This window comes from Wenzhouxiangella sp. YN1 (assembly GCF_056324145.1).
Genome location: NZ_JBJNIO010000146.1, coordinates 36,945 through 55,990, shown reverse-complemented (window position 1 = coordinate 55,990; position 19,046 = coordinate 36,945). Strand labels below are relative to the sequence as shown.

Sequence of the window (19,046 nt, the reverse complement as noted above, 5' to 3'; positions counted from 1 at the left end):
AGCAATGCGCCGGGAAGACGATGACGATACCTACGAGTACCTCAGCAGCGACACGATCAAGCGGGCCGAGGAAATGTGCTCATCCCTGTCGGGCACCATCGGCCTCGAGCGCCGCGGCCAGACGACGTACTGCAAGGGTGCCATTTCCGATTTGGGTGCGGCTGGGCGCCGCTTCAGCAAGGTAACGGTCGCCGATTCCGGCAAGACCATCGATCAGCTGGTATTGATTTCCGAACAGCCCCTGCCTGCGTCCAGAAGGGCTCTGCTTGTGTTTCGGGCCGGGCCGGGGGCCGATATGAAATATCTCGGCCGCCATGCAGCCACCCGGCCGGGAACGCGCCAGGACGACGCTGGCCAGAATCGGCATATCACGAGCTATACCATTCTGCGCGACGTGCGCAAGCGCTGAGCCCGCCTTACCCGCCCGCGCGCAGAATGCGAATCGGGGAGCTGCGCAGCACCGAGCGGTTGCCCAGCCAGCCGCTGCCAACCACCAGCACGAACGACGCCAGAAAGCCCGTGGCCAGCAACAGCGCTGACGGGCGATAGGCGAATTCGAACAGCTCGCGGGCCAGCAGCCAGCCGGTCAGCGCCGCGCCGCCGGTGGCCAGCACCGCGGCAATCAGGGCCATGGCGCCGTATTCGATCAGCAGGCCGCGGCGGACCATGGCGTCGCCGGCACCCAGGGCGCGAATCAGGGCCGCTTCCCGGCGGCGCTCGTCGCGGGTGGCCTCGAGGGCGGCCAGCAGCACCACCAGGCCGGCCAGCAGGGTGAAGAAGAACACCACCTGGGCGGCCCGCGAGACCCGATCGATGATCTCACCGATGCGATCGAGCACGGCGCCGATATCAATGATCGACACGTTCGGCCAGCCCTCCTGCACGGCGCGCAGCGGCCCGGCGTTTTCGGGCAGACCGAAGCTGGCGATGAACTGGTGCGGCAGGATCTGGCCGGCGGCGGGCGGCAGCAGGATGAAGAAGTTGACGTTGAACGTCTCCCACTCGACCTCGCGCACGCTGGTCACCGTCGCCTCGACCCGGCGGCTGCCGGATTCGAAGGCCAGACGATCGCCCAGGCCGACGCCGGTGCGCTCGGACCAGCGCTTTGCCAACGAAATCTCGCCGGTTGAGCTCGGCGCGAAAAACTCGCCCTCGACCACGCGGTTGGCCGGCGGCAGGCGCTCGATCCAGGAGAGATTGACCTGGCCGGCCCAGCGATGGTCCGGCGGTGCTTCGCCGTTGACCTCGACCAGGCTGACCGTCGCCATCGGCCGTATCTGAAGGCCGCGCGCCCCGGCCTCGACCAGCGCTTCGCGCACCGCGTCCTTCTGATCGGGCTGGATGTTGACCACGAAGTGATCGGCGGTGTCGTCCGGCAGGCTGCCGCGCCACTGCTCGAGCAGCTCGCTGCGCACGATCATCAAAAGCAGAAGCGCCATCAGGCCCAGGCCTAAGGCGGTGATCTGGATGATGCCCTGGCCGCGGCGACGGTGCAGGCCGGCCAGGCCGAAGCGCCAGTCGGCCCGCGTGCGTCGGGACAGTTTCAGGCTCAGGCCCATCGCCAGCCAGGCCGCGAGCGCCAGCACGGCAGCGAGCCCGGCCGAGCCGCCGAGCATGATCATCGCCAGGCGCAGATCGCCAAGCTGCATCACCGGGATGGCCAGCGCGCCCAGTATCGGCAGCAGCCACAGCCCGCCAGCGAGGCCGGGGCGGGTATCGAGCGAGCGGTTGAGAATGCGCATCGGCGCGACCGTTCTGAGGGCGACAAGCGGCGGCAGCGCAAAACCGGCGGCCAGCAGCAGCGTGAAGCCGCCGCTGCCTGCCAACGGCAGCAGCCGCGCCGGCGGCAGCTGGCCCGCCGGGCCGTCGGCCAGAATCTGGCCGATGATCGCCTGGGCCCCGAAACCGAGCAGGCCGCCGATGACGATAGCGGCCAGCGCCAGCCACAGCAGCAGCAGGGTCAGGGCCAGCATGATCTGCCGGCTGTCGGCTCCGAAAGCCTTGAGCAGGGCGATCAGGTCCCGCTGCGAGCGCGAGAAGCGTAGCGCGGCCAGCAGCACCGCGGCGGCGGCAAGAATGACCGCGGTCAGCGCGGCCACGCCAAGAAAGCGGCGTGCCTGCTCGAGCGCGCGGCCGGTATCGGCTTCGGCCATTGCCACGGTTTCGATGCCCTGGCGGTCTTCGAGCCGCGGTTCGACCCAGCGCCGGAATTCGGTCACCGCCGGCTCGTTGCCGGCTACCAGCAAGCGCCAGCGCACGCGTGCGCCGGGGCCGAGCAGCTTGCTTTCGAGCAGGTCGTCCATGTGGATGAGCAGGCGCGGGGCGAGCATGAAGCGGCTGCCGCCGCGATCGGGCTCCCAGGCCAGCACTCGCTCGACGGTCACCGGGCGTCGCCCGATATCGACGCTTACGCCAGTATCGGTCTCGAACAGCCGCAGGCCGCGGGCGGCCATCCAGCCGCTGCCCGGCCGCGGTGCGGCGGCCAGCGCCTGTTCGGCGCCGCCGAGGCGGTCGGCAAGCTTGAGCTGGCCGCGCAGCGGGTAGTCGTCGGTTACCGCCTTGAGATCGATCAGATGGCTTTCCTCGCCGACGAACAGCACGGTGCTCAACAGCGCCATCTCGGCGGTTTTCAGGCCCAGTTCACCGGCCTTGTCCAGGTATTCGCTCGGCAGCCGCTCCCGCCCGGTCACCACTAGATCGGCGGCCAGCACCTCGCCGGCCTGGCGCTCGAGCGCGCGGCCGACCCGATCAGTAAACAGACTCACCGCCGCCAGCGCCGCCGTGGCTACCACCAGGCCGGCAAACAGCATGACGAGGGCGCCGGAGCGGGATTGGCGGGTGAGGAGCTTGAGTGAGAGGGTGGTGGGGTTCATCGGCGGAGAGAATCGGCAGCGAGCACAAATCCGAAATCCGAAGCACCAAACTCGAAACAAGCACTAAATTCGAAATTCGAATGACCAAAACGCCCAGGCGCCGAGCCAGTGCGCGCCCGCCGTCTGAAGCATTCGTGCTTCGAATTTGTTTCGGATTTGGTGCTTCGGATTTCGAGTTTGCAAGCGTCAGACATCTTCAGCGGCAGCCTCACTCTCCACCAACACCCCATCCACAATCTCCTCCACCCGCGCACACCTTCGAGCGAGCCGCATGTCATGGGTCACCAGCACCAGCGCGGTGCCGTGGCGTTCGTTGAGCTCGAACAGCAGGTCGGCGACGGTTTCGCCGGTGCGCTGATCGAGGTTGCCGGTGGGTTCGTCGGCGAACAGGATGTCGGGCTCGCCGGCGAAGGCGCGGGCGATGGCGACGCGCTGCTGCTCGCCGCCTGAGAGTTGGCGCGGGTAGTGTTCCAGACGGTGGCTCAAGCCGACCTGGTCGAGCGCGTCGAGCGCGCGCCGGCGCGGCCGGTCGAAGCCGGCGATCTCGAGCGCCAGCATCACGTTCTCCAGCGCGGTCAGGCTCGGCAGCAAATGGAAGCTCTGGAACACGAACCCGACGTGGTGCTTGCGCAGCCGGGCGCGCGCGTTTTCATCCAGCGCGGTGAGTTCGGAACCGATCAGGCGGATCGTGCCGCTGCTCGGGCGATCCAGACCGGCGAGCAGCCCCAGCAGGGTGGTCTTGCCCGAGCCCGAAGCGCCAACGATGGCCAGCGTTTCGCCCGCGTTCAGGTCCAGGCTGATATCTTCGAGAATCTCGAGGCGCCCGCCGGGCGCGTCGACGGCAAAGCCCAGCTGTCGGGCCGAGAGAATGTGTTTACCGGGAGAAGCCATGATTGTCTGTCTCGCTCGAATCCTGATTCCGGCCATGCTGGCCGTGAGCCTGCTGGCGGCTGTGCCCGCGCAGGCGGAAAAATTGATGATCGTCGGCGACAGTCTCTCCGACGCCTATTCCATCCCGCGTGAATCGGGCTGGGTTCATCTGCTGTCCGAGCGCCTTGCCGACGAGCACGAAGTGATCAACGCCAGCATCTCCGGAGAGACGACCGCCGGTGCGGTGACGCGCATCGACGGATTGCTCGAGCGCCACGCTCCCGACGTCGTGCTGATCATCCTCGGCGGCAACGACGGCCTGCGCGGCCTGTCCCCGACCCAGACCGAAGACAATCTGGCGACCCTGATCGACAAAGGCAAGTCGGCCGGCGCCGAGGTGGCGCTGATGCAGATCCGCCTGCCGCCCAACCTCGGCCCCACCTACATCGAACGTTTCGAGGCCATTTATCCGCGCCTGGCCGGAGAATACGACATCGCGCTGCTGCCGTTCTTTCTCGACGACATCTTCAACCGGCCCGGCATGCTGATGGACGACGGCATCCATCCCACCGCCGATGCCCAGCCGCAAATCCTCGAGACGCTCTGGCCGAAGCTGCAAGCGCTACTCGATTGATCCGGCAGCAAGCTGCACTGCGGCCGGGTTAAATAAGTGATGCGGTCAGCCGCGCAAAATCGCGAAAGTCGTCCAGCCGATGCGTGCAGATCGAGTGGACAATGGCCCAGTCGACGTCTCGGTAGCTGTGGATCGCGATATTGCGAAAGCCAACGGCGGCGCGCAGACGATCGGCAAGCGCCTCACCGATCAGTTCGGCCTCATGCATCAACCTGAAGGTCTCGCCCATGGTCGTGGGTGCCGGTTCTTCGGTGGCGCTAAGCAGATGATTACCGATGTCGACGGTTAGTTGAATCGCGCGGGTGAGGTTGAGCGTGACGATGTCTTGCGCATCGATGTTGCTGGCGAGCTCGTCGGCCGTTTCCGGACAGGTGGTCTCGACGCGCTGGATACAGCGGCGCAGCGACTCCAGTTTTTCGTTCAGGATTGATCGAGCCATGCCTGGCGCCGTTCTTCCAGCATCCGTTCGCGCAGCGGCAGGAAATCCGCCTTTTCGATCAGGTGGTAGCTGACCAGCCGGGCCCAGTCCTCCCGGCTGCCGACGATGCGCGTACCGCCGGCGATGATTTCTCCGAGCAGCGGTTCGCCCACCGTTTGCAGATCGATCAGATCGACCGGGCGCCCGGTGACCTGGGCCAGCTCGTCGATCAGGGTCATGCGGCGCGCGCTCGAGAGCGGTTTGCCGGCATCGATGGCGATATCCAGATCACTCTGTGGCCCCGCGGAGCCGCTCGCGACCGAACCGAACACCACGCCCAGCCGGATATCTCCCTGTGCGTCAAGGGCTTGTGCCAGGTCCCGATGCAGTTTGCGCGCTCCAGCGTCCATTCCTGAAGTATATTAACCCGGCATCAAAGCAGGTTGCACTCAGGGCTCCAGGAATGGCCCTAATCAAGGCGTCGCTCGCTGGGAAGGGTCATTTCCCTTTGCAAGAGCGACAACGCCGAGTCGGGGCATTCCTGGGACCCCTGACATATTGATATTGAACGACAGGCCGCGCTGCGCATCCCGAAAGACGGCGTTAACGAAACTTGCTCCAGGCCCACTACAGCGGCGTTTCGCTGCCTTGCTGTCGGGATGTACAGCGCGGCTGAATGCAACCTGTTTTGATGTCGGGTTAATAGCAGCGGGCCCAGGAGCGGGATTCGGCTGACAGTTCGTGCGGCAAGGCGGTATCCTTGAGCGTCTGGCCTTGAATTCGAGCATTCTGAATGTCCGAACGCGAAATCATGGAATACGACGTCGTGATCGTTGGTGCCGGCCCGGCCGGGCTGGCTTGTGCGATCCGGCTCAAGCAGCTCAACGCTGACCTCAACGTCTGCGTGATCGAAAAGGCCGCCGAGATCGGCGGGCACATCCTCTCCGGCGCGGTCATCGAGCCCGAGCCGCTGGATGCCTTGATCGACGGCTGGCGCGACGATCCGCCGCCGATCTGCGTGCCGGCGAAAAAGGATCAGTTCCTCTACCTGACCAAGACCGGCAAACACCGGCTGCTCACGCCCCCGCAGCAGAAGAATCACGGCAACTTCATCGTCTCGCTGGGAGCCATGTGCGCCTGGCTGGCGCCGAAGGCCGAGGCGCTGGGCGTGGATTTGTTCCCCGGCTTTGCCGCTGCCGACCTGGCATACAACGACAACGACGAAGTCCAGGGCGTGATCATCGGTGACATGGGCGTCGACCGGGAAGGCAACCCCAAGGACAGCTACGTTCAAGGCATTGAAATACACGCGCCGGTGACCGTGCTCGGCGAGGGTTGTCGCGGTCACCTGACCAAGCGCGCGATCCGTAAATACGGGCTCGACGCCGATTCGGACCCGCAGACCTACGGCATCGGTCTGAAGGAATTGTGGCAGCTGCCCGAGGGCCGCAGCCAGCCGGGCCTGATTCAGCACACCGTTGGCTGGCCGCTGCCCGGCGAGATCTATGGCGGCAGCTTTGTCTATCACCTCGACAAGGATCGCGTCGCCATCGGACTGGTTGCCGGCCTGGACTATCAGGATCCGATGTTCAGGCCGTTCGAGGCATTCCAGCAGTTCAAGCACCACCCGATGATGCATGAGCTGCTCGAAGGCGGGGAGATCCTTTCGGCCGGCACGCGCGCGCTGGCCGAAGGCGGCTACCAGTCGCTGCCGAAGGTCGAGATGCCCGGTGCCATCCTGATCGGCGATACCGCCGGCGTGCTCAACGTGCCCAAGATCAAGGGCACCCACCAGGCGATGAAGTCGGGCATGCTTGCGGCCGAACACCTGGCCGAGAAATTGAGCAGCGAAGGTTTCGATGCCCGCCTGCGAGGCTCCGATGTCATGGCGGAGCTGAAGAAGGTCCGCAACATCCGCCCGGGCTTCAACAAGGGCCTGTGGCGGGGCATGGCCACTGCGGTCATCGAGACGGTCACCGCCGGCAAGCTGCCGCGCACACTGCGCAATCACGCCGATCATGAGCAGTTCCGCAAGCTCGACGAGCCGGGCTTCGACTACGACTACGTCGAGCGCGACCTGCCGCCGCGCGATCGCCTGGCGTCGGTGTTCTACGCCGATATCGCGCACGACGAGGATCAGCCAGTGCACCTGAAGGTTGCCGACCCCACCGTGTGCGTGACCCGATGCGCCGAGGAATACGGCAACCCCTGCACGCGCTATTGCCCGGCCGGCGTCTACGAAATTGTCGAGGACGAGGCCGGCGAAAAGCATCTGCAGATCAACGCTGCCAACTGCGTGCACTGCAAGACCTGCGATATTGCCGATCCCTATCAGGCCATCACCTGGGTCACGCCCGAGGGTGGCTCGGGGCCCAACTACAGCAATCTCTAAACCAGGAGCGTTTCCGGTGCACGGTGAATACAAGGTTCCCGGCGGCAAGCTGGTTGCTGCCGATGTCGAAGTGGTCGACGGCCGGCTCTCCGGCGTCAACATCTCCGGCGACTTCTTTCTCGAGCCCGATTCGGCGCTGGATCAGATCAATGCCGCGCTCGAGGGCATGCCCTCGAGCGCGCGCGTGCCGGCGCTGGCCCAGGCCATCGAGCACGCGCTGGATGATTCTGTCGAGATGGTCGGGTTTTCGCCACACGCGGTTGCCATTGCCGTGCGCCGGGCGCTCGGCAAGGCCAGCGGCTGGGGTGACCACGTCTTCGAAGTCATCGAGGCTGAAACCATGGCGCCGGTGATGCACGTGGCGCTCGATCAGGTGATTGCCGAAGAGGTCGGTGCGGGCCGGCGCGCGCCCACCCTGCGCTTCTGGGACTGGGACGATTCGGTGGTCGTCATCGGCGCGTTTCAGTCGCTGGCCAACGAAATCGACCCCGATGGAGCAAAGCGCCACGGCATCGAAGCCGTGCGCCGGATTTCGGGCGGCGGGGCGATGTTCATGGAGCCGGGCAACTGCATCACCTATTCGCTGGTCGTGCCCACCTCGCTGGTCGAGGGGCTGTCGATCGAGCAGTCCTACGCCTTTCTCGACGACTGGGTGCTTGGCGCCCTCGCTTCGGTGGGTATCAAGGCCCATTACGTGCCGATCAACGACATCGCCTCGGAAGCCGGCAAGATCGGTGGTGCGGCGCAGAAGCGCTTCGGCACTGGCGCGGTGCTGCATCACGCCACCCTGGCCTACGACATCGACGCCGAGCGCATGGTCGAGGTTCTGCGTATCGGCCGCGAGAAGCTCTCCGACAAGGGCACGCGCAGCGCCAACAAGCGCGTCGACCCGATGCGCGCGCAGACCGGCATGGCCCGCGAGGACATCATGCGCGCCTTCCTCGCGCACTTTGCCGAGCGCTACGACACCCGGCCCGGCCGCTACCGGCCCGAAGAACTTGAGCGCGCCGAAGCCCTGGTCAAGGACCGCTTTCTGACCCGCGACTGGACCCATCGCGTACCCTGATTCCGGCGGTTACAGCCATGCGCGCATGTCGCGGAAGCGCTCCCCGGAGGCGGGCCGGACAGCCGCATCAGCCGCATCGGGCAGGGCGGACTTGCGCGGCGCCGGTGCAGCCCCTGTCTTTCGGCAAGGATCGGATCCCGGGTGTTTTCGTCATCGTCCGCGCAGACGGCGTATGATGACGGCATGGCGCGCACCATTTTCTACTGGGTCTCGGCGCTGGCCGTACTGGTCACGGTTGCACTCGCTCTGATCTGGCCCGCGGCCTGGTGGGCACTGGCGGTTGTCCTGCTGCTCGTCGCCGTGGGCATTTACGATATCTTTTCGCGCCATAACGTCCTGACCAACTACCCGGTCATCGGGCACTTGCGCTACATGCTCGAGTTCATCCGGCCGGAGCTGCGCCAGTACTTCTTCGAGTCCGAAACCTCCGGGCGGCCCTTCAACCGCCTGCAGCGTGACGTGGTCAATCAGCGCGCCGACGGCGTCGAGAGCATCATGCCGTTTGGCACCATTCGCGACATCCAGGCCAGCGGCTACGATTTTGCCGAGCATTCGCTGGCCGTGCGCCAGGTCGATGCCGCCTGCAGCCGCGTCGTCTTCGGCGGCAGTGATTGCCGCCAGCCCTATGATGCCTCGCGGCTCAATATTTCGGCGATGAGCTTCGGCTCGCTTTCGGCCAACGCCGTGCTGGCGATGAATCGTGGCGCCAGCCTCGGCGGCTTTGCCCACAACACCGGCGAAGGCGGCTTGAGCCCCTACCACCTGGAGTACGGCGCCGATGTGGTCTGGGAAATCGGTACCGCCTATTTCGGCTGCCGCACGAAAGACGGCCGCTTCGACGCCGGGAAGTTTGCTGAAAAGGCGGCCGACGAGCACGTGAAGATGATCGAGCTCAAGCTCTCGCAGGGCGCCAAGCCCTCCCACGGCGGGCTGCTGCCGGCGGCCAAGATCAACGCGGAAATCGCCCGCGTTCGCGATATCCCGATGGGCGAGGACTGCCTCTCGCCGCCGACCCATCCGGAGTTCGACAGTCCCGTCGGCCTGCTCGAGTTCATCGCCCGCTTGCGTGATCTGACCGACGGCAAGCCGGTGGGCTTCAAGCTCTGCCTGGGAAGGCCGGCGGAGTTTCTCGGCATCTGCAAGGCCATGATCGCCACCGGCATCCGCCCGGATTTCATCACCGTCGACGGTGCCGAAGGCGGCACCGGCGCCGCGCCCGTCGAGTTTGCCGGCCGCCTGGGTATCTATATCAACGAAGCGCTGCCCTACGTGCACAACGCGCTCACCGGCGCCGGCCTGCGCGATGACATGCGCCTGGTGGCCAGCGGCAAGATCGCCACCGGCTTCGAGATGGTGCTCAAGCACGCCCTCGGCGCCGAGGCCTGCAACGCCGCGCGGCCGTTCATGTTCGCCGTCGGCTGCATCCAGGCGCGGCGCTGCCACACCAACAAATGCCCCACCGGCGTAACCACCCAGGACCCGCGCCGCGCGCGCGCCATCGACGTCGAATCCAAGGGCCTGCGGGTAAAGAATTTTCACGCAGCCACCGTGCAGTCCTTTCTCGATATCACCGGGGCCATGGGCTGCGCCGGCCCCGACGAGCTCGGGCCGGAATTCATTCATCAGCGCGGCCCGTCGGGACGGGTGCGAAGCCACGCCGAGATGTATGCGCGCCTCGCGCCCGAGCAGCTGCTCGGCGACGACATTCCCGACTATTACGCAGACGACTGGCGCCGGGCATCGGCCGATCACTTCTGAACCCGTGTCGGACCTGAGCCGGGGAGCCGTCCTTCGATCCGCGGCAGAAGAGTGCGGATTCTGCGGACCGGCTCTGTGAGCCCAGCGGTATCATTGCAATCAATCCTGTTTCTGATCGCCCTGCGGAGTCCTGCATGTTCAATTCATTCGGTCGCATCCTGACCCTGACGACTTTCGGCGAGAGCCACGGCCCGGCGATCGGCTGCGTGGTCGATGGCTTTCCGCCCGGCATGGAGATTGCCGCCGACGAGATTCGCGCCGAGCTGATGCGCCGGGCGACCGGGCAGAGCCGCTGGACCTCGCAGCGCCGGGAGCAGGAGGACGTGCAGATCCTCTCGGGCGTGTTCGAGGGCCGCACGACCGGCGCGCCGATTGCGCTTGTGGTCTACAACACCGACGCGCGCTCGAAGGATTACTCGAAGATTGCCGATCAGTTCCGGCCCGGGCACGCTGACTACACCTGGCACCACAAGTACGGTATCCGCGACTATCGTGGCGGTGGCCGGTCGTCGGCGCGCGAGACGGCGATGCGGGTGGCCGCCGGAGCGCTGGCGAAAAAGTGGTTGCGCGAGCGTCTCGGCGTCGAGATCACCGGCTGGCTGTCGCGGATCGGCGAGGAGGTTTGCGACGAGCAATTCGATCCCGCGGTGATCGACACCAACCCGTTTTTCTGTCCCGATGCATCAAGAGTCGCGGCGCTCGAGGACTACATGAAAAAGCTCTGGAAGTCGGGTGACTCCGCTGGCGCTCTGGTGAAGGCCCGCGCCACCGGCGTGCCCGTCGGTCTGGGTTCGCCGGTCTACGCCAAGCTCGACGCGGATCTGGCCGCGGCGATGATGAGCATCAATGCCGCCAAGGGCGTGGAGATCGGCGCCGGCTTCGATTCGGTTTCGCAAAAGGGTACCGAGCACCGCGACGAGATCACGGCCGAAGGTTTCGAGTCCAACCACGCCGGGGGGGTTCTGGGCGGAATTTCGACGGGTCAGGCGGTCGAGTGCGCGGTGGCCTTCAAGCCGACTTCGTCTTTGCGCCTGCCCGGAAAAACGGTGAATCGCCAGGGCGAGCCGGTTGAAATCGTCACCACCGGTCGCCATGACCCTTGTGTCGGGATTCGCGCGGCGCCCATCGTCGAGGCGATGCTGGCGCTGGTGATCATGGATCATGTCCTGCTCGATCGCGCCCAGTGCGGCGACGTGGACGAGCAGACGCCGCGCATTCCTGGCGGAGAATCATAGTGGGAAGTGTTCAGTGTGAAGTGTGAAGTGTGAAGAAAACCAGTCCCGAGTGGTCCGCACTTCACACTTCACACTTGAGCATTTCACATTTCACACTTCACACTTAAAATATTTCACACTTCACACTTAAAGAAGCGACATCATGAGCGAAGCGAAGCAAGGTTATCGAGTGGCCCTGGCCGGTGCGACCGGGGCGGTGGGGCAGGTCATGCTGGAGCTGCTGGCCGAGCGCGAGTTTCCGATCAGCGAACTGGCGGTGCTGGCCTCCAGCCGGTCGGCCGGCAAGCAGGTCGAATTCGACGGCAAGTCGGTGACCGTCCAGGATCTTGCCGAATTCGACTTCAGCGGCTGGGATTTTGCGCTGTTCTCCGCCGGCGGCAGCGTTTCGGCCGAGCACGCGCCGCGCGCGGCAAAGGCCGGCTGCACGGTCATCGACAACACCTCGCATTACCGGCTCGACCCGGACGTGCCGCTCATCGTACCCGAGGTGAATGGCGACGTCCTGGATGATTTCGGCACCGATGGCGGCATCATCGCCAACCCCAACTGCTCGACCATCCAGATGCTGCTGGCCATCGCACCCATTCACCGCGCCGCCGGCGTGGCGCGCGTCAACGTGGCCACCTACCAGTCGGTTTCCGGTGGTGGCGCAAAAGCCATGGAAGAGCTGGCCCAGCAGAGCAAGGACCGTTTCAACTTCACCGAGCCCACGGTCGAGGCCCTGAACGCGCCGATCGCCTTCAACGTCATCCCGATGATCGACAAGCTGCAGGACAACGGCTACACCGGCGAGGAGATGAAGATGCACAACGAAACGCGGCGCATCTTCGATACCGATCAGATCTCAGTCAACGCCACGGCCGTGCGCGTGCCGGTGTTCTTCGGCCACGGCGAGGCAGTGCATCTGGAAACGGTCGAGCCGCTGTCGCTCGAGGATGCACGCGATCTGCTGCGCAACGCGCCCGGTTTGAAGGTGATCGACGAGCCCGAGATTCCCACGCCGCTGACACACGCCAGCGGCCGCGACGAAACCTTCGTCAGCCGCATCCGGCGCGACCTCAGTCATCCCCGGGGGCTCGACTTCTGGGTGGTGTCCGACAACGTCCGCAAGGGCGCGGCGCTGAATGCAATCCAGATCGCCGAATATCTGATCAATCGCCGATGAGCTACTGCGTGACGGCGTGACGGCGTCCGGCGGTGCTCGGATTCCTCGTGTACTTCTACGTACACTCCGGATCCTGTGCTCCGGCGGCCACCGTCACGCAGCCGCTCGCTACGCTTCTCGGCGTTTGATTTTAATCAGCGAACTCATGAAAGAGCGCCGCCGCGCCGCGACGCTTTCGCATCGTGTGAAGACGTTGGTATACTTGCTTGAATTGGAATACATTTGTCAAGCATTCAGAGGGAAACGGCGCTCATGGCCAACAATGCTGTTCGACTGATCGCACCAGTCGTGCTGGGAGCACTCATTCTGCTATTTCCGGCCGATGGACTTCGGGCGCTGGGGCTTGGGGAAGCCCGCGTGGACTCGTGGCTGGGGCAGCCGCTGGACGCGACCATCCGCCTGCTCGAAATCGAGGGTGAAGCCATCGAGTCGGTCAGCGTCGGCCCGGCGGCGCTGAAGGATTTCGAGCGTCTGGGCATGCCCAGTGATGCGCTCGCGCTGGGGCTGGAGGTCACGATCGATCGCAGCACCCAGCCGCCGATCGTGCACTTGAGCTCGCAGCGTCCGGCCAATGATCCCATCATTCAGGTTCTCCTGGATGCGCGCTGGGCCAACGGTCGCGTGCTGCGCGAATACACCCTGTTCCTGGATCCACCCGTGGTTGATTCTGCGCCGCCGGCGCGTGAGTTGAGCGGGGCCGGTCAGAGCGAAGCCCCCGCGCCGACAACGCCTGTGGCCGATGAGCGTGACAGCGCCCCGAGCGCATCGGCGTCGCGCCCGGCCGCCGACTCGTCGCCATCGGCCGAGCCTGCTTCCGCTGCGCGCGGCGCAGATTCGATCCAGGTCCAGGAGGGTGACACCCTCTGGAGTATTGCCCGCAACTGGCGTCCCGATACCGCGCTGAGCATGGATCAGGTCATGCTGGCGATCTTCAATCGCAACCGTGACGCCTTTCTGGGTGAGAACATCAATCAGCTGCGCAGCGACGCGCAGCTGGACATGCCGGCACTCGATGAGCTGCGCTCCATGGAACGCGCCGAGGCCGAGCGCCGCGTACGTGAACACATGCGCTCCTGGCAGCCGGCGGCCGCCGAGGAGCTGCCGGTGGTATCCGATGCGGCGATCCCGGAGGCTCCCGCGCCGGCCGAGCCGGAAGCGACCGATGCAGTGGCCGATACGACGGCCCCCGCCGAGTCCGCTGAGTCGGATCAGGCCGAAGACGACTTCCGTCTGGACGTTGTGCCGCCCGAAGAGGATGGCTACTCCGAAAGCTCGGCGGTGGCCGATGAAGAGATCCGCGCCGCGCGCAGCGAGCTCAATGCGCTGGAAAGCGACATCATCATGGACGGCTTCGCCAATGATGCCTTTGATGATCATGTCGCTGAGATTCGCGACGCGCTCGATCAGCGTGACATGGCCGGTCTGGCGGTTGCCAAAGAGTCTCTGGCCGAGCTCGAGGCACGGCTGCGCGAGGCGCGTGAAGCCCGCGCCGAAGAGGAAAGCCTGGCGCAGACCGACGCCGCCTCCGAGGCGACCGACAGCAGCGGCAGCGAGCGCATCGATGAATACATGCGCGAGCTTGAAGAGCGCTTTCAGCCCGGCGATGCGGAAGACGAGCCGGCGCTTGAAGACGACAGCGCAGCAGGCGAGCCCGTGGCTGACGCCGATATGCAGGAGCCGCTGATCGAGGAAGCGGCGGATTCCGATGTTCAAAACGACCAGCCGCCGGCTGAACAGGCCGAGGAGTCCGCTGTGGCGGAGCGTTCCGAGTCGTCGGCAACGCCAAGCTCCGGTGGTTTGTCAATGTGGCTGTGGCCGCTGCTGGGGCTGTTGCTGATCGTGGCGCTCGTGGCCGCTGCATTGATCTGGCTGCGTCGCCGCCGCGCCGGTGCTGCCGGCGGTCGTTCGGGCCCCGATGATGCCGTTGCCCTGGCCCGCAAGAATGTGGCCCAGGAGCCGCGGGAGCTGTCCGCCCACCTGGCGCTGCTCAAACTGCTGGCTGACCGTGATCAGGAACAGGCATTCACCGATGCCTTCGATCAGATGTATCAGGTCGTCGACGACGAATCTGCCAGCGAGTGGCAGGAGGCGCTGGCCCTGGCGGCCACTCAGGCGCCCGATCATCCGCTGGTGACGACCGGCGAAGGCGAGTACGAGGACGAATTCGATCGCCGCGCCGACGAGATGCTGGGCATGCTCGACGTCGACGCAGACGAATCCGGGAGCGAGGCATTCGAGGACACCGCAGAGCGCCGCGGTTTCCAACCCGATTTCGGTGAGCACAGCGACAGCGACATTACCGCCGATGAACTCGAAGGCCAGGATCGAGAGGCGGAGTACGACGTCGATACCGACCTCGCCGAGCTTTCCGACCGCCTCGATGAGCCTTCCGAAGGGTCGGTGCCGCATCTTTACTCCGCCGACGATGGTGATGACAAGGATGCCGCCGACTTCAATGAATTCAGGGAGCTCGACGAGTACAGCCTTGGCGATGCGACCGAGGCCGAGGTGGATGAGTACTCCGAGGCGCCGGTGACGATCGGGGAGGAGCAGGCCGATGAACCCGATCTGGATCTAGAAACCGCCCAGGAGCAGGAAGCCGATGAGGTGTTTGGCGAGGCCGGCACACGCGACGATGAAGCGCTCGAGTTCGACCTTGATTCCGAGTTCGGAGCAGAAGAGCCCATCGAGGCAGACCGGGGCTTCGAATTCGATCTCGAGAGCGAAGATGCCGGCGCTGCTGAGCAGGCGGAGGAGCCGCCGTTCGAGTCGGGTGACGATGAGAGCTTCGAGTTCGATCTGCCGCCGGCCGAGGAGCCGGTGGTTGATCCGGGCACGCCTTCTGAAGCGGTCCTGACCGACGAGGATGCTGACGTCAAGCTCGATCTGGCCCGGGCCTACCTGTCGGTTGATCTGGCCGACTCGGCGCGCGCGGTGCTCGACGAAGTGGTCAGCGACGGCAGCGACGCCAAGCGTCAGGAAGCCCGCGAGCTTCTCGACGGGCTGGATTAAGACGGAATGCCGGAATGCGACTGGCCGCCGGCATCGAGTACGACGGCAGCGGGTTCTTTGGCTGGCAGACGCAGCGCCAGACGCCCACCGTACAGGCCTGTCTGGAATCGGCGCTGAGTCGGGTGGCCAATCACCCGGTGGCCGTACAGGGCGCCGGGCGCACCGACACCGGGGTCCACGCGCGCTGTCAGGTTGCACATTTCGACAGCAACGCCGAGCGCGGTGAGCGTGCCTGGGTTCTGGGGACCAACACGCATCTGCGTCCCGGTATTTCTGTGCTCTGGGTTCGCCCCGTGACGAGTGACTTCCATGCCCGCTTTTCGGCCGCACGCCGACGCTACCGTTATCGTATTCTCAACCGTTGGGTGCGACCGGCCATCGCCCGCGGCCAGCTGGCCTGGGTACGTCAGCCGCTGGACGCGCAGCGTATGCATGATTCGGCACAAGCCCTGCTGGGTGAGCACGACTTTTCCAGCTTTCGGGCGGTCGGCTGCCAGGCAAGATCACCGGTCAGGCGGGTCCACCGGCTGTCGGTCAGCCGCTGCGGCAGCGAGGTCATTGTCGACATCGAAGCCAACGCCTTCGTCTACCATATGGTGCGCAACATCGTCGGCACGTTGATTGCCGTTGGCAAGGGCGAGCGTTCCGTGTCCTGGCCGGGCGAGGTGCTGGCAGCGCTCGATCGGACGGTGGCTGGCCCGACGGCAGCGGCCGAAGGCCTGTGTTTCGTGGCGCCGAGTTATCCGGATCATCCGGACTTGCCGGTAGGCATGGAAATCGACTTTCCGCCGCGTGATGACGGGCGGCAGGCCGGGATCTGATTCCGGGGAGAGCGGCGGCGCACACCTCTCGACCAAACTTTTGCTGGAAGCGGCCGTTTCACACCGATGCGAAATCCGATGAATGATCCTGTTTCAAACTGCGCTGATCCGCGTCAGCCGCAGCTGACGCACGTTCAAGGGCGCAAACCATGACCCGGGTGAAGATCTGCGGCATCACGTCCATCGAGGATGCACTGGCGGCCGCCGCCGCCGGGGTTGATGCCATCGGCCTGGTTTTCGTTGAAGGCACGCCGCGCTGCATCGACTTTGAACGCGCCCGGGCGATCTGCCGGGCGCTGCCGCCGTTCGTCAGTCGCGTCGGCCTGTTCATGGACGCCCCGGCGACAGCAGTGACTGCAGCGCTTGCGCAGGTGCCGCTGGATTGGCTGCAGTTCCACGGACGCGAAAGTCAGGACTTCTGCCAACAGTTCGGTCGGCCCTGGATGAAGGCGCTGGCGATGGGTGGGGAGCATGCCGACGATCCCGACGACTACGCTCTGGCCGACGCGCTTTTGCTCGATGCGCACGCGCCCGGCCAGACCGGTGGCAGCGGTAAGGCTTTCGACTGGTCGAGGGCGCCGCGCGTGGATCGCCCCTGGGTGCTGGCCGGCGGATTGCGTCCCGATAACGTGCGCGAAGCCTGTGCCCGCCTCGAGCCGCATGCCGTGGATGTTTCCAGCGGAGTCGAGGTCTCGCCCGGCGTGAAGAGTGATAAGCTGATTCGTGACTTTATCAAGGCGGTGAAACATGGCTGAAATAGCCGAAAAAACAGCGACTGCAAGCGAATTGCCCGATGCCGGCGGCCACTTTGGCGTCTTCGGCGGACGTTTCGTTTCCGAAACCCTGATGGCGGCGCTCGAAGAACTGGAGACGGCCTGGCGGAGTCACCTTGCCGACGACGCCTTCATGGCGCGCCTTGACGCTGATCTGGCGCACTTCGTTGGCCGTCCGTCGCCGCTTTATTTCGCCGGCAATCTGACGCGCAGGATCGGCGGCGCCAAAATCGTGCTCAAGCGCGAAGATCTCAACCACACTGGCGCGCACAAGATCAACAACACCGTCGGTCAGGCCCTGCTCGCACAGGCCATGGGCAAGCAGCGCGTGATTGCCGAAACCGGCGCCGGCCAGCACGGCGTGGCCACTGCCACCGTGGCCGCCCGGCTGGGCATGAAGTGCGTCGTCTACATGGGTGCAGACGACGTCCGGCGTCAGTCGGTCAACGTCTTTCGCATGAAGCTGCTCGGCGCCGAAGTAGTCAGCGTCGAAGACGGCTCGCGCACGCTCAAGGACGCGCTCAACGAGGCCATGCGCGACTGGGTCACCAACGTCGACGATACTTTCTACGTGCTGGGCACGGTCGCCGGGCCGCATCCTTACCCGGCCATGGTGCGCGACTTCAACGCCGTGGTCGGGCGCGAGGCGCGCCGCCAGATGATGGCAGAATACGGCAAGCTGCCCGATGCCCTGGTTGCCTGCGTCGGCGGCGGCTCGAACGCCATGGGCCTGTTTCATCCCTTTATCGACGATGCCGGTGTGGCCATGTACGGCGTCGAGGCGGCGGGTCGCGGCCTGGCCGGCCACGAACACGCGGCCAGCCTGTGCGCCGGCCGCGTTGGCGTGCTGCACGGCTCGCGCACCTACCTGCTCGACGACGACGCCGGGCAGATCGTCGACACCCACTCGATTTCGGCCGGGCTTGACTACCCGGGCGTCGGTCCGGAGCACGCCTGGCTGAAAGACTCCGGCCGCGCTCAGTATGTCGGTATCGACGACGACGAGGCGCTGACGGCATTCCACGAACTGACCCGCAGCGAAGGCATCATGCCGGCGCTGGAGTCCGCTCATGCCGTGGCCTGGGGCATGAAGCTGGCCGCCGAGCGCGATCCCGACGACGTGGTTCTGGTCAATCTGTCCGGCCGGGGCGACAAGGACATCAACACCGTGGCTGAACTGGAAGGAATGACGTTGTGAACCGCATCGACGCGAGATTCGAACAGCTGCGCGGCGACAATCGCCGGGCGCTGATCCCGTATATCACCGCCGGCTATCCCGGGCCCGACGCGACCGTGCCGGTTCTGCACGCCGCCGTCGAGTCGGGCTGTGATCTGATTGAAATCGGCATGCCGTTTTCCGACGTCATGGCCGATGGGCCGGTGATCCAGAAAGCCTGCGCGCGTGCGCTGGAGCAGGGCACCGGTCCGCAGCAGGTGCTGGCCATGGTCGCGGAGTTCCGCCGCCGCGATGCCGATACGCCGATCATCCTGATGGGCTATGCCAACCCCATCGAGCGCCGCGGCGTGGCGCGGTTCTGTGAAGAGGCGGCGGCTGCGGGCGTCGACGGCCTGCTGATCGTCGATTATCCCGCCGAGGAGGCGGCAGAAATGCGCGCCGAGCTGCTCCGCCACGGCCTGCACCAGATCTTTCTGGTGGCGCCGACCACCACGGATACGCGCCTGCAGCGGACAGCCGAGCTGGCCGGCGGCTTTCTCTACTATGTCTCGATCAAGGGCGTGACCGGCGCGGCGACGCTGGATACGACTTCGCTGGCCCCGGCCGTTGCCCGCGTGCGGGCCGCGGCGGGCGTTCCCGTTGCCGTCGGTTTCGGCATTCGCACGCCCGAGCACGCGGCCGCGGTCGCCGAGAGCGCGGATGCCGTCATCATCGGTTCGGCGCTGGTAGAACAGCTGGGCCGGGCCGGCACCACGGCGGAGGCCGTGGCTGCAGCGCGTGACTACCTTGCCCCGATTCGCCGGGCCATGGACAATAATGCTCCTTCGAGAAATGACGTGGTGACTGCCTGAC

16 protein-coding genes are annotated in these 19,046 nt (G+C 65.5%); 12 read left to right on the top strand and 4 right to left on the bottom strand.

Going from position 1 to position 19,046, the window contains the following annotated elements; all coding sequences use genetic code 11:
- Positions 1 to 4: 4 nt before the first annotated feature.
- Entirely contained in the window at positions 5 to 409 is a 405-nt protein-coding gene (locus ACEWQZ_RS07070; protein ID WP_476482376.1) for a hypothetical protein, read from the top strand.
- A 7-nt stretch (positions 410 to 416) separates the two neighbouring features.
- Here ACEWQZ_RS07070 and ACEWQZ_RS07065 read toward each other — a convergent pair whose 3' ends face one another.
- Entirely contained in the window at positions 417 to 2,873 is a 2,457-nt protein-coding gene (locus ACEWQZ_RS07065) for an ABC transporter permease (protein WP_476482375.1), read from the bottom strand.
- Between the two features lie 186 nt (positions 2,874 to 3,059).
- Positions 3,060 to 3,764: an ABC transporter ATP-binding protein gene (locus ACEWQZ_RS07060; RefSeq protein WP_476482374.1), complete on the bottom strand. Its 705-nt coding sequence runs from the start codon at positions 3,762 to 3,764 to the stop codon at positions 3,060 to 3,062.
- On the opposite strand from ACEWQZ_RS07060, the gene ACEWQZ_RS07055 reads away from it, so the two are divergent.
- Positions 3,763 to 4,377, top strand: coding sequence for an arylesterase (locus ACEWQZ_RS07055; protein ID WP_476482373.1), 615 nt, complete (start codon positions 3,763 to 3,765; stop codon positions 4,375 to 4,377). The two genes, ACEWQZ_RS07060 and ACEWQZ_RS07055, sit on opposite strands and share 2 nt — an antisense overlap.
- 28 nt (positions 4,378 to 4,405) lie before the next feature.
- Here ACEWQZ_RS07055 and hepT read toward each other — a convergent pair whose 3' ends face one another.
- Together hepT and mntA are read right to left on the bottom strand one after the other, a co-directional pair.
- Positions 4,406 to 4,816 (bottom strand): type VII toxin-antitoxin system HepT family RNase toxin, encoded by a 411-nt coding sequence (gene hepT / locus ACEWQZ_RS07050; protein ID WP_476482372.1) that lies wholly within the window; start codon positions 4,814 to 4,816, stop codon positions 4,406 to 4,408.
- Positions 4,798 to 5,205 carry a type VII toxin-antitoxin system MntA family adenylyltransferase antitoxin gene (gene mntA, locus ACEWQZ_RS07045; protein ID WP_476482371.1) on the bottom strand — a complete coding sequence of 136 codons (408 nt, stop codon included), beginning with the start codon at positions 5,203 to 5,205 and terminating at the stop codon, positions 4,798 to 4,800. The genes hepT and mntA overlap by 19 nt, the downstream gene beginning before the upstream one ends.
- A gap of 383 nt (positions 5,206 to 5,588) precedes the next feature.
- Here mntA and ACEWQZ_RS07040 point away from each other — a divergent pair, with 383 nt between their 5' ends.
- The 10 genes from ACEWQZ_RS07040 to trpA all read left to right on the top strand — a co-directional run bounded on the left by ACEWQZ_RS07040 (position 5,589) and on the right by trpA (position 19,045).
- Positions 5,589 to 7,187: an electron transfer flavoprotein-ubiquinone oxidoreductase gene (locus ACEWQZ_RS07040; RefSeq protein WP_476482370.1), complete on the top strand. Its 1,599-nt coding sequence runs from the start codon at positions 5,589 to 5,591 to the stop codon at positions 7,185 to 7,187.
- A gap of 16 nt (positions 7,188 to 7,203) precedes the next feature.
- A complete protein-coding gene (locus ACEWQZ_RS07035) occupies positions 7,204 to 8,253 on the top strand; it encodes a lipoate--protein ligase family protein (protein ID WP_476482369.1) in 1,050 nt (349 codons plus the stop codon).
- 183 nt (positions 8,254 to 8,436) lie between these two features.
- Positions 8,437 to 10,011, top strand: a complete 1,575-nt coding sequence (locus ACEWQZ_RS07030; RefSeq protein WP_476482368.1) for an FMN-binding glutamate synthase family protein — start codon at positions 8,437 to 8,439, stop codon at positions 10,009 to 10,011.
- A 134-nt stretch (positions 10,012 to 10,145) separates the two neighbouring features.
- The gene (gene aroC / locus ACEWQZ_RS07025) at positions 10,146 to 11,246 is read left to right on the top strand and encodes a chorismate synthase (RefSeq protein ID WP_476482367.1); all 1,101 of its coding nucleotides are present in this window, start codon (positions 10,146 to 10,148) and stop codon (positions 11,244 to 11,246) included.
- Between the two features lie 142 nt (positions 11,247 to 11,388).
- Positions 11,389 to 12,411 carry an aspartate-semialdehyde dehydrogenase gene (locus tag ACEWQZ_RS07020; RefSeq protein WP_476482366.1) on the top strand — a complete coding sequence of 341 codons (1,023 nt, stop codon included), beginning with the start codon at positions 11,389 to 11,391 and terminating at the stop codon, positions 12,409 to 12,411.
- Positions 12,412 to 12,663: 252 nt separating this feature from the next.
- On the top strand, positions 12,664 to 15,423 hold the full coding sequence (locus ACEWQZ_RS07015; protein WP_476482365.1) for a FimV/HubP family polar landmark protein: 2,760 nt from the start codon (positions 12,664 to 12,666) through the stop codon (positions 15,421 to 15,423).
- 14 nt (positions 15,424 to 15,437) lie between these two features.
- On the top strand, positions 15,438 to 16,244 hold the full coding sequence (gene truA / locus ACEWQZ_RS07010; RefSeq protein ID WP_476482364.1) for a tRNA pseudouridine(38-40) synthase TruA: 807 nt from the start codon (positions 15,438 to 15,440) through the stop codon (positions 16,242 to 16,244).
- A 149-nt stretch (positions 16,245 to 16,393) separates the two neighbouring features.
- Entirely contained in the window at positions 16,394 to 16,999 is a 606-nt protein-coding gene (locus tag ACEWQZ_RS07005) for a phosphoribosylanthranilate isomerase (RefSeq protein ID WP_476482363.1), read from the top strand.
- Positions 16,992 to 18,215 (top strand): tryptophan synthase subunit beta, encoded by a 1,224-nt coding sequence (gene trpB, locus ACEWQZ_RS07000; RefSeq protein ID WP_476482362.1) that lies wholly within the window; start codon positions 16,992 to 16,994, stop codon positions 18,213 to 18,215. Before ACEWQZ_RS07005 ends, trpB begins: the two co-directional genes overlap by 8 nt.
- Positions 18,212 to 19,045, top strand: coding sequence for a tryptophan synthase subunit alpha (trpA, locus tag ACEWQZ_RS06995; RefSeq protein WP_476482361.1), 834 nt, complete (start codon positions 18,212 to 18,214; stop codon positions 19,043 to 19,045). The genes trpB and trpA overlap by 4 nt, the downstream gene beginning before the upstream one ends.
- Position 19,046: the final 1 nt, after the last annotated feature.

Bases quoted from the DNA above. Each gene is read 5' to 3' on its own strand.
- ACEWQZ_RS07070 (WP_476482376.1), top strand. From the start codon at position 5: ATGCGCCGGGAAGACGATGACGATACCTACGAGTACCTCAGCAGCGAC.
- ACEWQZ_RS07065 (WP_476482375.1), bottom strand. From the start codon at position 2,873: ATGAACCCCACCACCCTCTCACTCAAGCTCCTCACCCGCCAATCCCGC.
- ACEWQZ_RS07055 (WP_476482373.1), top strand. From the start codon at position 3,763: ATGATTGTCTGTCTCGCTCGAATCCTGATTCCGGCCATGCTGGCCGTG.
- ACEWQZ_RS07060 (WP_476482374.1), bottom strand. From the start codon at position 3,764: ATGGCTTCTCCCGGTAAACACATTCTCTCGGCCCGACAGCTGGGCTTT.
- hepT (WP_476482372.1), bottom strand. From the start codon at position 4,816: ATGGCTCGATCAATCCTGAACGAAAAACTGGAGTCGCTGCGCCGCTGT.
- mntA (WP_476482371.1), bottom strand. From the start codon at position 5,205: ATGGACGCTGGAGCGCGCAAACTGCATCGGGACCTGGCACAAGCCCTT.
- ACEWQZ_RS07040 (WP_476482370.1), top strand. From the start codon at position 5,589: ATGTCCGAACGCGAAATCATGGAATACGACGTCGTGATCGTTGGTGCC.
- ACEWQZ_RS07030 (WP_476482368.1), top strand. From the start codon at position 8,437: ATGGCGCGCACCATTTTCTACTGGGTCTCGGCGCTGGCCGTACTGGTC.
- aroC (WP_476482367.1), top strand. From the start codon at position 10,146: ATGTTCAATTCATTCGGTCGCATCCTGACCCTGACGACTTTCGGCGAG.
- ACEWQZ_RS07020 (WP_476482366.1), top strand. From the start codon at position 11,389: ATGAGCGAAGCGAAGCAAGGTTATCGAGTGGCCCTGGCCGGTGCGACC.
- ACEWQZ_RS07015 (WP_476482365.1), top strand. From the start codon at position 12,664: ATGGCCAACAATGCTGTTCGACTGATCGCACCAGTCGTGCTGGGAGCA.
- truA (WP_476482364.1), top strand. From the start codon at position 15,438: ATGCGACTGGCCGCCGGCATCGAGTACGACGGCAGCGGGTTCTTTGGC.
- ACEWQZ_RS07005 (WP_476482363.1), top strand. From the start codon at position 16,394: ATGACCCGGGTGAAGATCTGCGGCATCACGTCCATCGAGGATGCACTG.
- trpB (WP_476482362.1), top strand. From the start codon at position 16,992: ATGGCTGAAATAGCCGAAAAAACAGCGACTGCAAGCGAATTGCCCGAT.